Annotated in this window: 6 protein-coding genes and 1 pseudogene; 5 read left to right on the plus strand and 2 right to left on the minus strand. The window is 71.9% G+C overall.

From position 1 onward, the window contains the following. Window position 1 precedes the first annotated feature (1 nt). From AVR91_RS01960 to AVR91_RS01980, 5 genes are read left to right on the plus strand one after another with little or no spacing between them, the layout of a single operon-like run. Entirely contained in the window at window positions 2-982 is a 981-nt protein-coding gene (locus AVR91_RS01960) for a FecCD family ABC transporter permease (protein WP_063273860.1), read from the plus strand. After that, window positions 979-1755 carry an ABC transporter ATP-binding protein gene (locus AVR91_RS01965; RefSeq protein WP_063273852.1) on the plus strand — a complete coding sequence of 259 codons (777 nt, stop codon included), beginning with the start codon at window positions 979-981 and terminating at the stop codon, window positions 1753-1755. Before AVR91_RS01960 ends, AVR91_RS01965 begins: the two co-directional genes overlap by 4 nt. Further along, window positions 1749-11654: a non-ribosomal peptide synthetase gene (locus tag AVR91_RS01970; RefSeq protein WP_063273853.1), complete on the plus strand. Its 9906-nt coding sequence runs from the start codon at window positions 1749-1751 to the stop codon at window positions 11652-11654. Before AVR91_RS01965 ends, AVR91_RS01970 begins: the two co-directional genes overlap by 7 nt. After that, on the plus strand, window positions 11651-13048 hold the full coding sequence (locus AVR91_RS01975) for a DHA2 family efflux MFS transporter permease subunit (RefSeq protein WP_063273854.1): 1398 nt from the start codon (window positions 11651-11653) through the stop codon (window positions 13046-13048). The genes AVR91_RS01970 and AVR91_RS01975 overlap by 4 nt, the downstream gene beginning before the upstream one ends. After that, complete coding sequence (locus tag AVR91_RS01980; RefSeq protein WP_063273855.1) at window positions 13035-14060, plus strand: 3-deoxy-7-phosphoheptulonate synthase; 1026 nt, start codon at window positions 13035-13037, stop codon at window positions 14058-14060. The genes AVR91_RS01975 and AVR91_RS01980 overlap by 14 nt, the downstream gene beginning before the upstream one ends. A 274-nt stretch (window positions 14061-14334) precedes the next feature. Here AVR91_RS01980 and AVR91_RS01985 read toward each other — a convergent pair whose 3' ends face one another. Next, entirely contained in the window at window positions 14335-14775 is a 441-nt protein-coding gene (locus tag AVR91_RS01985; protein ID WP_072027402.1) for an SRPBCC family protein, read from the minus strand. Window positions 14776-14883: 108 nt separating this feature from the next. Beyond that, a pseudogene (locus AVR91_RS01990) lies at window positions 14884-15219 on the minus strand (hypothetical protein); the annotation flags it as partial.

The raw sequence follows: 15219 nt of genomic DNA on the forward strand, positions 1-15219 counted from the left end.
GATGGAACGCCGCACCCTCGTCTTCTTCGTGGCGATGCTGGTGGTCATCGCCGGTCTGACGCTGCTCGGGCTCTGCTACGGCGCGGCGTGGGCGAGCCCCGCCCGGGTGTTCGCCGCGCTCACCGGATCCGGTGGCGGGCCGGGCGTGGTCATCCGCGAATGGCGGCTGCCCAGGGTACTGGCCGGGCTGGTGTTCGGTGCCGCGCTCGGCCTGGCGGGCGCGATCTTCCAGAACGTCACCCGCAACCCGCTCGGCAGTCCGGACGTGATCGGTCTCGACGCCGGCGCGTACACCGGCGCGCTGTTCGCGATCACCGTGCTCTCGGGGACGTCGACGCAGCTGACCATCGGTTCGGTGCTCGGCGGTGTGATCACGGCGGCCATCGTCTACGCGCTCTCACTTGGCGGCGGACTGTCCGGGCTGCGGCTGATCGTCATCGGGATCGCGATCAACGCGATGCTGACCGCGCTCAATTCGTGGATCGTGCTGCGTGCCGAACTCGAGATCGCGATCGCGGCCGTCGGCTGGAACGCCGGTTCCCTCAACGGGGTCGGCTGGGACGACGTCGCCATCCCGTTCGCGGTACTCGCGGTGCTGTTCGTCGTGCTGTTCACCAGGGCACCCGCGCTGCACCAGGCCGCGCTCGGCGGCGCGCTGGCCGTCACCACCGGGGTCCGCTGGGACCGGCTGCGGCTGGTCCTGGTGCTGATCGGGGTGGGCTGCACGGCCACGGTGACCGCCGTGGCGGGCCCGATCGCGTTCATCGCGCTGGCCGCACCGCAGATCGGGCGGCGGCTGGCCCGCACGCCCGGTATCGCCCTGCTACCCGCCGCCCTCACCGGCGCCGTGCTGCTGACCAGTGCCGACCTGGCCGCCCAGATGTTGCTCGCGCCGGAATCGCTGCCGGTCGGTGTGGTCAGCACCGTGATCGGCGGCGGCTACCTGATCTGGCTGCTCACCAAGGAGGTTCGGCGCACATGAGTGCCCGCTTGACCGCTCGGGACCTGACCCTGCGCTACGGCGACCGGGTCGTGTCGACCCGGCTGAGCCTCGACGTGCCCGACCGCGCGTTCACCGCCGTCGTCGGACCGAACGCGTGCGGCAAGTCCACGCTGCTACGTGCCTTCGTCCGGCTGCTGCGCCCGGCGGACGGTGAGGTCCTGCTCGACGGCAAGGACGTGGGTTCCTTCCCCGGCAAGGGTTTGGCACGGGAGCTCGGCTTCCTGCCGCAGGATCCGGTCGCCCCGGAGGACGTCCGCGTCCGGCAGCTGATCGCACGCGGCCGGTTCCCGCACCAGTCGTTGTTCGCCACCTGGTCCGAAGAGGACGAACGCGCGGTGCTCGACGCGATGACCGCGGCCGGGGTGGCGGGGCTGGCCGACCGGCCGGTGCAGGAGCTCTCGGGCGGACAGCGTCAGCGCGTGTGGGTGGCGCTGGTGCTGGCGCAGAAGACGCCGTACCTGTTGCTCGACGAACCGACGTCCTTTTTGGACATCGCGCACCAGTACCAGTTGCTGAGCCTGCTGGCCCGCCTGCGCGACGAGGGCCGCACGGTGATCGCCGTCCTGCACGACATCAACCAGGCCTGCCGGTACGCCGATCACCTCGTCGCCCTGCGGGACGGCCGGATCGTCGCCGAGGGCGCGCCGTCCGACATCGTCGACGCGGAATTGATGAAGGAGGTCTTCGATCTCCCCAGTGTCGTCGTGCCCGACCCGGTGACCGGAACCCCGATGGTGGTGCCTTCATGCTGAATCTCACCGGTGCCCAGCTGGGTATCTGGACCGCGCAGCGCCTCGAACCCGATTCGCCTTACTACGTCGTCGGAGACGTCATCGAGATCGTCGGCGACGACCCGGTCGACGTCGTCGCGCTGACCGAAGCGATCCGGGCGACCGCCGAAGAGGCGGACAGCCTGCGGCTGCGGGTCTTCGAGACGCCGGACGGTCCGCGTCAGGTCGTGTCGGAACAAGCGCTGCCGCTGCCGGACGTGGTGGATCTGCGTGGTGAGGCCGATCCGGTCGCCGCCGCGCACGAGCGCGTGGACGCCGAACGCCGCCGGGTCGCCGAAGCCTGCCGCGGGATGGTGGACCGGCCCCTGTTCGCTCATCTCGTGCTGCGGCTGTCCGAGTCGCACGTGTGGTTCACCCAGCTCGGGCATCACCTGGTGTTCGACGGCTACACCGCGGCGATGCTCGCGCGCCGGACGGCGGCCCGCTACACCGCTTCGGTGCAGGGCAAGGACGTCCCGGCTTCGACGTTCGCCCGGTTCGCCGACCTCGTCGAGGCCGACCGCGCCTATCGCGAGAGCGAACGATTCACCCAGGACCGCGAGTACTGGCGGGAGCGGTTCACGCCGTTGCCGGATCTCGACGACGCCGGCGGCGCGGCGGGTCCGCCTGAGCAGACTGTCACCGCCCGGTCTGTCCTGCCCGCTTCCGATCTGGCCCGGCTTCGTGAACTGGGCAAACGCGCCGGGACGACGTGGGGCGACGCGCTGATCGCCTGCTACGCCGCGTTCCTGCACCGCGTGCTCGGCTGGACCGACGTCGTGTTCGCGATGCCGTTGATGTGCCGCGAAGGTGCGGCGCTGCGGACCCCGGCGATGGCGGTCAACGTGCTGCCGTTGCGGGTCACGGTGCTCCCGGAGGATTCGGCGGCCGAGCTGACCGCGCGGGTCGCGGGCGCGCTGAAGGAAATGCGCACGCATCAGCGGTATCGCGGCGAGGACCTGCCGCAGGATCTCGCGGTGCCCGGCGCAGGGGCGCTGCTGCACGGCCGTGGCATCAACCTCAAGGCGTTCGATCTGAAGCTCGACTTCGCGGGCTCGCACGGCACGATGCGCAACGTCGCGGGCGGGCCGCCCGAGGACATGGGGCTGTCGGTGCTGCCGACCTCGGACGGCGGGCTGCTGCTCGGGTTCGAGGTCGACGCGCGGACACACGACCAGGCCGCCGTCGACGCGAAGCTGACCGCGTTGCGCTGCCTGATCACCGCATTGACAGGGCCGGACGGCCCGCCGGTCGCCGGCGCGGATCTGGTCCCGGCGGGGGAGCGTGACGCGCTGCTGCAGGCGTGGTCGACACCCGCACCGGAGAGCGAACTCCTTGACGTATCCGAACTTCTCGACCGGCTGGATCCCGGCCAGACCGCCTTGGTCTTCGGCGACGAACGGCTGACCGCGGGCGAACTCGTCGCGCGGGTCCACCGCCTCGCCCGGGCACTGCGGGCTCGCGGCGCCGGGGCGGACGACGTCGTCGCGCTGGCCCTGCCGCGGTCCGCGGATCTCGTCGTCGCCCTGCTGGCGGTGCTCGACGCCGGGGCCGTCTTCCTGCCGCTGGATCTGGCGCATCCCGTCGAACGCCTGCGGGAACTCGCCGCCGAAGCCGGTGCGGTGCTCACGGTGGCCCACGAGCCGGGAATCGTGCCGGGACCGCATTTGCTGCTCGATGAGACCGATCTGTCCACTCTGGACTCTTCGCCGCTGGGGATTCCCCGCCATCCGGAGCATCTGGCGTACGTCATCTTCACCTCCGGCTCGACCGGACGGCCCAAGGGCGTCCTCGGCCGGGTGGGCGGACTCGCGACGCTGCTGCGCCACCACCGCGCGACGACGGTCGCCGAGACCGAACGCGCCGCGGGCAGGCGGCTGCGCGTCGCGCACACCTACTCGTTCGCCTTCGACTCCGCGCTCGACCAGTTGATGTGGCTGCTGTTCGGGCACGAACTCCACGTCTACGGCACCGATGTCGCGAGGGACGCCGACGAACTGTTGGCCGCCTTCGCCCGCGACCGGATCGACGTCGTCGATACCACGCCGTCGATGGCCGCACCGCTCGTCGACGCCGGACTGCTCGACGGCCCCGACGCGCCCGCGCTGCTCGTCCTCGGCGGCGAGGCGACTCCGCCCGCGCTGTGGCGTCGCGTCGCGGCCTCCGGTGTCCGCGCCCGCAACATGTACGGCCCGACCGAGGCCACTGTGGACGGTGCCGGATCGTGGCTGGACGATGGGGAACCGACCATCGGCACCGCGGTGCCGGGTACGGCGGTCCGGGTGCTCGACGCCGCGTTGCGGCCCGCGCCCGCCGGAACGCCGGGAGAGCTGTATCTGGCGGGCCCGCATCTGGCGCGCGGCTACCTCGGACGTCCCGGCGCGACCGCGGAACGGTTCGTCGCCGATCCGTTCGGCGCGCCCGGCGACCGGATGTACCGCACCGGGGATCTCGTCCGCTGGGTGCCCGGCCGTGGGCTGGAGTACCTGGGCCGCCGCGACGGCCAGGTGAAGGTGCGTGGGTACCGCGTCGAACTCGGCGAGGTCGAGGCCGCTCTGGCAGCCGTTCCCGGCGTGCGTGCGGCGGCCGCCGCGGTGCGCGGGCCCAGGCTCGTCGGCTACGTCGTCGGCGAGGTCGTCCCGGACGAGGTCCGCGCGGAACTCGCCGGTCGGGTGCCGGAGCATCTCGTGCCCGCCGCCGTCGTCGTGCTCGACACGCTTCCGTTGACCCCCAACGGGAAGATCGACCGTCCCGCCCTGCCCGCCCCGCGGGCGGCGGCCGGACGCGCCGCGGCCACCGACCGCGAGCGACTGCTGTGCGCCACCATCGCCGAGGTGATCGGCGTCGACGAGGTCGCCGTCGACGACGACTTCTTCGCGCTGGGCGGCGACAGCATCACCGCGATCAGCGTCAGCAGCAGGCTGCGCGCGCACGGCCTCGACCTGCGCCCGCGTGATCTGCTGGCCCGCCGCAGCTTCGAGGCGCTGGCGGCGGCGAGCGCGGAGCTCGGCACGCCGGCCGCCCCGCCGGACGAGCCGGTCGGCACGGTGCCCGTCCCGCCGATCGCCCGCGCGCTGCTCGATCCGCATCCGGACGTCACGACGATTTCCGGATACACCCAGTGGACCGCCGTCCGGCTCGACGAGGACCTCCCACCCGCCCTGCTGACCGAGGGCGTGCAAACGCTGCTGGACCACCACGACGTCCTCCGTCTGCATTTAGAGGACGAAATGCGGGTCCGGGAACGCGGAGCGGTGCGGGCGTCGGACGTGGTCATCGAGACGACCGGCGAACCGGCCGAGGTCGCGGCGGAACTCGCGGAGTCGCTCGATCTCCGGGCCGGGGTGCTCAAGGTCGCGTTGCTGCCGGACCACCTCGTGATCGTGCTGCACCACTTGGCGGTGGACGGGGTTTCGTGGCGGGTCCTCCTGCCGGATCTGCGTGCGGCCTGTGCCGGTGAGCCGCTCGAAGCGGTCGGGACGTCGTGGCGGCGGCACGCGCTTCTCCTTGCCGAGCAAGGCACTTCCGGGGCCCGGCGGGGCGAACTCGACCACTGGCGCGACGCGCTCGGCGGTCCGCGTCTCGGCCACCGGCCGCTCGACCGGGCCACCGACACGGTCGCGACAGCGCGGCGGTCGGTCACCCTCGCCACCCCGGAGCAGACCGAGGCGGTGCTCACCGCGTTGCCCGCGGCTTACCGCGCCGGACCGGACGACGTCCTGCTCGCCGCGCTCGTGCTGGCACTGCGGTCTTGGCGTGCTGTCCCGGTCGAGGCCGAAACCGTGTCGCTCGAAGGACACGGCCGGGACCATGATGGCCTGGACCTCTCACGCACCGTCGGCTGGTTCACCGCCGAGTATCCCGTGCGCGTTCCCGCCGGAGTGGCGGCGGCCGGAGAGATGCTGCGGGCCGCCAAAGAGGCCAAACGCGCGGTCCCTGACAACGGTGTCGGCTTCGGTGTCCTGCGGTACCTCGACCCGCTCACCCGGGACGAATTGGCCGCCGTCCCGCCGCCGGACGTCGTCCTGAACTACCTCGGCCGGTTCGCGGCCCTGCCCGGCACCGGCTGGCGGCTGCCCGAGGAGGACCCGTTCGCGGTCACCGAACCGGACGCCAAGTCGCTGGAACAGGTGCTGGCGCTGAACTGCTTCGTCCGCGAGGAAGGCCGTCCTCAGCTCGCCGTCGAATGGACCGCGGCCGGTGCCGTCCTGTCCGAGGAAAGCGTTGCCGCGCTTCAAGAAGCGTGGTCGCTTGCGCTGGAAGCGATGGCGGCGCACGCCGCCCGGATCGGTCCGGACGGCGGCGGGCTCACCCCGTCGGATCTCCCGCTGGTCGGACTCGACCAGGCCGACATCGACGCGCTCGAACGCCTCGGCCGCGTCGAGGACGTCCTGCCCGCGACCCCGCTGCAGACCGGGCTTTCGTTCCACACCCTGGCACGCGGCACCGAAGACACCGACGTCTACGTGGTCCAGGCCGTCACGCTGCTCAGTGGCGCGCTCGACGCGGACCGCATGCGCGAGGCCGCGGCTGAAGTACTGCGGCGGCACCCGGCGCTGCGCGTCCACCTGCACACCACCGACGCGGGCGAGGTCGTCCAGGTGGTGCCCGCCGAGGTCACGCTGGACTGGCGGTTCGCGAACGTCTCGCCGGACCGGGTCGAGGCCGAATGTCGCACCGAACTCGCCCGCCCCTTCGACCCGGCGACCCCGCCGCTGATCCGGTTCCTGCTGCTCACGCTCGGTCCGGACGAGCACCGCCTGGTGCTCACGAATCACCACGCACTGCTCGACGGCTGGTCGATGCCGCTGGTCGGCCGCACCCTGCTGGCCACCTACGCCGAACTCGGCGGCGGACCGGCGGCCCCGGTCGCACCCCCGCTTTCGGAGTACCACCGGGTGCTCGGCGAACGCGACCCGGACGCCGCGCTGGAAGCGTGGCGCGAAGCACTGTCCGGATTGGACGAAGGAACGCGGCTCGCCCCGGCCAGCGTCGAGTCCACTGTGGAGCGTCCGGAACGCGTCACCGTGGAACTCGGCGGGGAGTTCAGCGAACGGCTGCGCGCTTTCGCCCGCGAACGCGGCATCACCCCGACGACGGTGTTCCAGACCGCCTGGGGAGCGTTGCTCGCCAGGCTGACCGGCCGCCGCGACGTGGTCTTCGGCTGCCCGGTCTCCGGCCGCCCCGCCGACGTCCCCGGCGTCGAGCGCATGATCGGCCAGCTGGGCAGCACGATCCCGGTGCGCGTGCGGTTCGGCGCAGCCGAGACCGCGGCCACCGTGCTGGAACGCGTGCACACCGACAGCGTGCGGCTCACCGATCACCATCACGCCGGGCTACCGGACATCCAGCGCGCGGCCGGGGTCGGCGACCTGTTCGACACGATGCTGGTGATGGAGAACTTCCCGCTCTCCAGCCGCGCCCGCACCACGCTGGCGCCCGGTCTCGACCTCGTCGGCGTCGACATCACCGACGCGACGCACTACCCGCTCACGGTGATCGTGCTGCCCGGCGACGAGTTCACGATCGGCCTCGGCTACCAGCCCCAGTCGTTCACCCGCGAGGAGGCCGAGTCCTACGGCCGCTGGCTGCGGGCGATACTGCACGAGATCGTCGCCGGCCCGACGCGACCGGTCTCCCGGTTGCGGGCGCTCGGCGCCGAGGAAGAACGCGCGATGCTGCGTCTCGGCGAAGGACCGGAACCGAAACGCGAACGCGGCGGCATGCTGGAGGAGTTCGGCCGTTGGGTCCGCGAGACGCCGGCCGCCGAAGCCGTCGTGTGCCGCGACCGGAGCCTGACCTACGCAGAACTGGACCGCCGTGCGAACCGGCTCGCGCACACCCTGATCGACGCCGGGGTGAAACCGCAGGACCCGGTCGCGGTCCTGTTGCGCCGCGACGTCGACCTCGTGGTCGCGCTGTTCGGCGTGATCAAGGCCGGTGCGGTGCACGTGCCGATGGACCCGGACTACCCGGCCGACCGGCTCGCCTACATGCTGGGCGACATCCGGCCCGCCGCCGTCGTGTCCACTTCGGCCGTCGAAGGTCTCCCGGTGATCGACCCGGCCGAACTGTCCACTGAGGACTCGGATCCGGCCGTACCTTCGTGCGCGGACGCGATCGCTTACGTCATCTACACCTCCGGCACCACCGGCAAACCCAAGGGTGTGGCGGTGCCGCACCGCGGCGTCCCGAGCCTGATCGCACTGCAGGAGGACGTCGTCGGGATCGGGACCGCCGAGCGGTACCTGCATTTCGCCTCGACGAGTTTCGACGTCGCGTTCTGGCAGTTCATGCTGCCGTTGCTGTCCGGCGGCACGTCGGTGATCGCGCCGGAGGAGGTGAGGATCTCCGGCGACGACCTCCTGGCGTACGCCGCCGAACACCGCGTCACCGGGCTCAACCTGTTGCCCTCGTTCCTGTCCGCGATGCCCGACGACGCGACCGTCGACCCGGACGTGTTCTTCGTCGTCGGCGCTGAGCGGCTCGATCCGGAACTGGCGCGGCGCTGGGGAAACCGGCGGGCGCTGTTCAACGCCTACGGGCCGACCGAGGTCACCATCAACTCGGTCACCTGGCACTACGATCCGGCCGACCCCGGCCCGCTGCCGATCGGCCGTCCGGACCCGGAGGTCCGCGCGTACGTGCTGGACGGCGGGCTGCTCCCGGTCGGCACGAACGTCACGGGCGAGCTGTATCTGGCCGGGCCGAAGCTCGCACAGGGCTACGTCGGCCGGGCGGCGCTGACGGCGGAACGGTTCGTCGCCGACCCGTTCGGGCCGCCGGGGGAGCGGATGTACCGCACCGGCGACCTGGTCCGCTGGCGTCCGGACGGGCAGATCGTCTTCCTCGGCCGCGCCGACCACCAGGTCAAACTGCGCGGGTTCCGGATCGAACTCGGCGAGATCGAGACCGCGCTGACCGCGCACGACGACGTGCGTGCCGCCGCGGTGATCGTCCGCGAGGACCGGCTGGTCGCCTACGTCGTACCCGTGGACGGCGCCGACCCCGATCCCGCCGCGCTGCGCGAGTACCTCGCCGCGGAACTGCCCGCGTACATGGTGCCGACCGCGTTCGTGCCGCTGGACCGGCTTCCGCTCGGCCCGAGCGGCAAGCTGGACCGGGCCGCGCTGCCCGCGCCGGAAGCCCGCTCCGACGGCGGACGGGAACCCGCCACCCCGGCGGAAGCCGTGCTGCTGCGAGTGGTCCGCGAGCTGCTCGGCCCCGACGTCGGCCTCGACGACGGGTTCCTCGACGCGGGCGGCGACAGCATCGCCTCGCTGCGGGTGGTCTCCCGCGCCCGCCGCGAAGGGCTGCACCTGACCGCGCGCGACGTCCTCGAAGGCGGCACGGTCGCCGGGATCGCCGCGCGCTGCGGCGAACCCGGACGGGCCGAGGAAGCCCACGCGGTCGGCGACGCCCCGCTCACGCCGATCATGTGGGATCTGCTGCGGCGCGCGGGAAAGGCGGCCGACGGGTTCTGCCAGTGGGTCGAGATCTGCGTGCCTTCGGCGGACGACGTCCCGCGCTGGACCGCGGTGCTCGACGCCGTTCTCGCCCGCCACGACGTCCTGCGCGCACATCTGGTCGAGGACGCGCTGCGCGTCCCGGACGTCGGTGCCGTGACCGGTGCCGACGTGCTCACCGCCGTCCGCGTCTCCGGTGATCCTCGTGCAGCGCTGGACGAGCAGGTCGAGGAGATCGTCGCGCGGATGGACCCGCGCACCGGACCGCTGGTGCGGGCGGTGCTGGCGGACGCCGGGGACCGGCCCGGACGGTTGCTGCTGGTGGCGCACCACCTGGTGGCCGACGCGGTGACCTGGCGTGTCCTGCTCGACGACGTCGAACAGGCCTTCCACGGCAACACCCTGCACCGGCGCGGCCAGTCGTTCCTGGGCTGGGCGCGGTCGCTGCGCGCGGCCGCCCCGCATCGAGAGGACGAAATGCGGCACTGGCAGGGCGTCGCCGCCGCTTCGGCGAGCACGCTCGGCCGGAGCAAGCTCGATCCGGTGCGGGATACCGTGGCGACCGCACGGCATCACCGGATCGACCTCGGCGAGGCCACGACCCACGCCGTGCTCACCGCGCTGCCGACGGCCTACCGCACCGGTCCGGACACCGTGCTGCTGACCGCGCTGGCCCGCGCCGTCGCCGCCTGGCGCGGGACCGGCGCCGATCTGCTCGTCGCCGTCGAGAGCCACGGACGTCCGGGACACACCCCGGACTTCGCGGGCACGGTCGACCTGGCGCAGACCGCCGGCTGGTTCACCGCCGTGCATCCGGCGCGGATCGCCCCGCCGTCCGGGCCGGTGCCGGACACGCTGCGGGCGGTGCGTGATCACCTGCGCGCGGCTGGAGACGGGCTCGGATACGGGATTCTGGAGGTCGGCGGCCCACGGCCGGAGGTGGCCTGGAACTACCTCGGTCGCTTCCCCGCGGCCCCGGTCGAGGAGACCCTGTGGCAGCGCCCACCGGACGCGGATCCGCTCGGTTCGGGCGGCGGGGCGGAGATGCCGCTGCCGTACGCGCTGACGGTGAACGCGATGGTCCCCGACGGCGGCACGCTCGGCGTCCGCTTCACCTGGCCGTCCGCGCTGTTCACCGAGGACGAGATCACCGTGCTGGGCGAGCACTTCCGTCGCGAGCTGGACGCTCTCGCCGCCGACGTGCCCGGGCCCGGCGAGATCCTGCCGCTGACCCCGTTGCAGGAGGTGATCCTGCGCGAATCCCGGGCGGCGGAGGACGATCCGTATCGAGTGCAGGCGGCGTTCACGCTGTCCGGCGACCTGGACGTCGACGCGCTGCGGAGGGCGGCGGACGCCTTGGTGCGACGGCAGCCGAATCTGGGCGCGGTGTTCCCGCCGTCGCACGAGGTCCAGGTGATCCCCGCCGAGCCGCGGGCCGGGTTCCGCGTGCGCGACGCGTCCGAAGTGGACACGGCGTTGGACGAGGAACTGGCGGAACCGTTCGACCTGGCGCACGGTCCGCTGTGGCGGGTCACCGTCCTGAGGCACGGCAATCAGACGCTCGTGCTGACCAGCCATCATCTGCTGTCCGACGGCTGGTCCGCGCCGCGCATCCTGGGCGAGCTGTTCGCGTTGTACGCGGGGAAGCCGTTGCCGGAGCCGGTGCCGCCGACGCGGTACACGCGACTGCTCGCCGCGGCCGATCACTCGGCCGACGTCCGGGCGTGGCGCAGGGAACTCGACGGCCTGCCCGAAGGCGACCACCTGCCGCGTACCGGAGGCTCCGCCGATCCTGCTCTGTTCACTGTGGACGGTCGGCTGGTCGCGAGGCTGACCAAACTGGGCGCGGAACGAGGGCTCACCGTCAACACCCTGCTGCAAGGTGCGTGGGCGGCCGTGCTCGCGACCCACGCCGGACGCCCCGACGTCAGCTTCGGGGTGATGACCTCGAACCGGACGTCCGATGTGGACGGTGTCGAGGACATCATCGGTCTCCTGGCGAACAGCGTCCCGGTCCGGGCCAGGTTCACCGGGACCGTCGCCGAGGCACTCGCCGACCTGCAGGCGCGGCAGCAGGCGATGGCCGCGCATCACCGGATGGGCCTGCCGGAACTCGCGTCGCTGGCCGGACGCGAGCGGCTGTTCGACAGCCTGCTCGTCTTCGAGAATTATCCGGTGGATCCGGCGAAGCTGCGCGAACCGGCGCCCGGCCTGACCGTCACCGGGACGAGGTTCCGCGAACGCACGCATCACCCGGTGAGCGTCACGGTCGTCCCCGGCGAGCAAGGCTGGGAAGGCGTTCTGTACGCGAAGGAAGCCGACGCCCGGTCGCTGGCCGACGACCTGGTCGGGTATCTGCGGAAGCTGCCGTCCTGGCTCGACGGCGACGCCGCCGGGTTCGTGGGGGAGCGGTGACCGCGCGCCCGATCGACGCCGCGCTGTGGCGCACTGCGGCCGTGCTGGTGCTCGGCACCTTCATGGCCACTTTGGACAGCACGATCGTCTCGGTCGGCGTCGACACCCTCGCCGACGAGTTCGGGGCGCCGGTCACCGGCGTCCAATGGGTGACGACGGCGTATCTGCTGGCCGTGGTCACCGCCGTGCCGGCGTCCGGCTGGCTCGCCGACCGGTTCGGCGGCCGCCGCGTCTGGCTCACCGCCGTCGTCGTGTTCCTGCTGGCGTCCCTGTTGTGCGCGCTGGCGCCGACACTGCCCGCGCTCATCGCGTTCCGTGTCCTGCAAGGGCTCGCGGGCGGCCTGCTCCCGCCGACCGGTCAGGCGTTGCTGGCGCGGGCCGCCGGACGGGACCGCATCGGCCGCGTGATCGCCGTCGTCGGCCTCGTCCCGCTTTTGTCACCGGTGCTCGGCCCGCTGGCGAGCGGCACGATCCTCGCGGTCGCCGACTGGCCGTGGCTGTTCTACGTCAATCTCCCGATCGGTGTGGTGGCGGTTTTCCTGGCCCGGCGCTGGGTTCCCGAGAGTGAACCCGGGGGTAAGGGCGAGCGCTTCGACTTCCGGGGTGCGCTTTTGCTCTCGCCGGGGTTGGCCGTCCTGGTCTTCGGGCTCACCTGGTTCGAACAGGGGACACCGATGGTCGCCGGGATCGCCGTCGCGCTCGGTGTAGTGATGCTGGCGGCGTTCGTCCGGCATGGTCTGCGGGCCGAAGCCCCGTTGCTGGATCCACGCTTGTTCACCAAGCCGCCGTTCGGGGGCGCCGCGCTGGCACTGGTACTGCTCGGCGCGTCGGTGTTCGGCACGATGTTCCTGCTCCCGCTCTACCTCCAGCGCGGTCCCGGACTGTCCACTTGGGACACCGGCCTGCTGCTGGTGCCCCAGGGCATCGGCGCGGCGGCCGGTTCGGTACTGGTGAACCGGCTCGTAGACCGGATCCCGCCGCGCACGCTGGTGCTGAGCGGGATCGGGCTGGTCGCCCTCGGCACCGCCCCGTTCACCCAGCTCGGCCCGGGGCTTCCGGACTGGGTGATCGTGGTTTCCCTGCTGCTGCGCGGTTTCGGCGCGGCGCTGATCGGCGCACCGGTGATGACGATCGTCTACCGCCGCGTCGAACCCGCCCGGCTGCCCCGCGCGGCCGGGGCGCTGAATCTGCTCAACACGCTCGGCGGCTCGATCGGCACCGCGGTGCTGGCCGTGGTGCTGCAGGCCCGGCTGGCCGCGCGCGGCACGGATGTCGCCGCCGCCTTCGCCGACGCGTTCTGGTGTGTTCTCGGCCTCGCCGTCGTGGCGGTGGCCGGTGCGACGCGGCTGCCCCAGGCCGCCCCCGACAAGAAGAAAGGTCATGCGGATGCTTGACCAGCTGCCCAGCCCGGCCGAGGTGGCCACGAGCGGCTTCGTGCCGGAGGAGATCATCCGGCACCGCGAAACCGTCGCCGACGTGCTGGCTCGGCGCGACTCGCGGCTGCTCGTCGTCGTGGGCCCGTGTTCGGTGCACGACACCGACGGCGCGCTCGAGTACGCGCACCGGCTCGCGGAGGCGTCGCGCCGGTTCGCCGACGACCTCGTCGTGGTCCTGCGCGCCTACCTGGAGAAACCGCGGACGATCGCGGGCTGGACCGGCCTGGTGCCCGACCCCACCCTGGACGGCAAGGGCGATCTCGCGTCCGGGGTCCGGATCGGACGGCGGTTCCTGGACGAGGCCGCCGCGACCGGGCTGCCGCTGGCCTACGAGTTCGTCGACCCGTTCCTGGCGCCGTACTTCGCGGACACCATCAGCTGGGGCGCGATCGGCGCGCGGACCGTCGCCAGCCAGCCGCACCGTCAGCTGGCGTCGTGGCTGCCGATGCCGGTGGGCATGAAGAACTGTGTGTCCGGGCGGCTGGACACCGCCGTCGCCGCGGTCCGGGCGGCCGCGCTGCCCCACGTCTTCCCGGGCGCCGCCGCCGACGGACGGCCGCGGATCCAGCGCAGCGCCGGGAATCCGGACGCGCATCTCGTGCTGCGCGGCGGCCCGAAACCCAATCACCACGCCCACGCGGTCGCGGACGCCCTCGACGCGCTGACCGCCGCCGGCCTGCCGCACCGGCTCGTCGTCGACGCCTCGCACGGCAACAGCGGCAAAGACCACAACCGGCAGCCCGTCGTCGTCGCCGACCTGGCGGACCAGATCTCGGCGGGCAACGACGCCCTGGCCGGCGTGATGATCGAGTCGTACCTCGCCGACGGCAGGCAGGACGTCGGCTCCGCACGGCCCCGGCCCGACCTGAGCATCACCGACGCCTGCCTGGGCTGGGACCGGACGGTCCCGCTCCTGGAGTCCCTCGCCTGCGCGAACGCGGTGCGACGCCTGAGCGGCCCACGGAAATGATCGCCTCGTGAGTAGCGTTTCGGGTTAGAGCCAAGCGTGTCCTGGTCACCTACTGGCGGGCTTGCGTGACTGGTTGGACGACACGTGTGATCAGACGGACGACACGCGTGTCTGGACGGACGACTCGCGGCGAAGGCTTCGCCACGGCCGTGTCGTCCATCTGATCACGAGTGTCGTCCGTCTGATCACACGTGTCGTCCGTTCAAGCACGCGAAGGCGCCGTTCGGTATAGGTGGTCGTGAGTGGCGATTCGGGTTAGAACCGTCCTCAACACTCACGAGGCTGGAAGCGCTTCGAGGGTCGCCTTCATCGCCGGGACCAGCTCGTCGCCCATCTTCTCGAATTGCCGTTTGAGGAAGGGGTCCGCGAGTTTCGCCAGGCCGTGGAACTCGATGGTGGCGTGGTAGCTGACGGTCGTCGTGCCGTCCGCTTCGGAAATGGTCAGATCGTCGGTGGACGTCGCGGTCTTGTTGCTGCCGACGAACACGATCCGGTCCGGCTCCAGCCGGTCGAGCCGATAGGTGAGCTCCGTCTTCTTGCCGCGGAACTCCGACACGTTGTGCCACCGCGAGCCGACGACGATCGGGCCGGTGTCGGTGCGGGTGCAGGACACGGTGCCGGGATCCCACGACTCGGCGTGCGCGAAGTCCCGCAGATAGCCGACGACGGTCTGGGCGGGGGTTCGGACGGTGATCGTCCGGTGCACGTGGACCATCACGACAACGCTACGCAGGAGAACCAGCTCCCGCAGTCTCAGTGAGGCGCGTGAAGGCCCCCTTCCCTCGGCTCAGCCGAGGGAAGGGGGCCTTCACGCGCGATCAGGCTACTTCTTCCAGACGATCGGGTCGTCCTTGTACCCGTCGCCATCGTTGAATTCCGCGCCGCCGACCTCGCCGCCGTCCCTGATGGCCTGCAGCTCACAGGTCTCGTAGGTCGCGCCGGCGGTCTTGAAGTCCTTCTTCGCCGACTCGGACTGGCAGGCGGTGGTCTCGCCGGTGATGATCACGCCGGTGCTCTTGTTGTCCGGGCCGACCGCGCGCATCCGCACCGTGCTGTAGCTGAGGTCCGTGCCGCCGACGTTCTCCACCGTCATCCGGATGTACACCGGCGTCATGCCCTTGGCCTTCTCACCGTAGGAGGCGAGGTCTTCCTTCGGGCC

It is taken from the genome of Amycolatopsis keratiniphila subsp. keratiniphila (assembly GCF_001620365.2).
Lineage (GTDB): Bacteria > Actinomycetota > Actinomycetes > Mycobacteriales > Pseudonocardiaceae > Amycolatopsis > Amycolatopsis keratiniphila.

What these genes read in the sequence shown, in the direction of transcription:
- AVR91_RS01965 (WP_063273852.1), top strand. Translation starts at nt 979, where the DNA reads ATGAGTGCCCGCTTGACCGCTCGGGACCTGACCCTGCGCTACGGCGAC.
- AVR91_RS01960 (WP_063273860.1), top strand. Translation starts at nt 2, where the DNA reads ATGGAACGCCGCACCCTCGTCTTCTTCGTGGCGATGCTGGTGGTCATC.
- AVR91_RS01970 (WP_063273853.1), top strand. Translation starts at nt 1,749, where the DNA reads ATGCTGAATCTCACCGGTGCCCAGCTGGGTATCTGGACCGCGCAGCGC.
- AVR91_RS01985 (WP_072027402.1), bottom strand. Translation starts at nt 14,775, where the DNA reads ATGGTCCACGTGCACCGGACGATCACCGTCCGAACCCCCGCCCAGACC.
- AVR91_RS01980 (WP_063273855.1), top strand. Translation starts at nt 13,035, where the DNA reads ATGCGGATGCTTGACCAGCTGCCCAGCCCGGCCGAGGTGGCCACGAGC.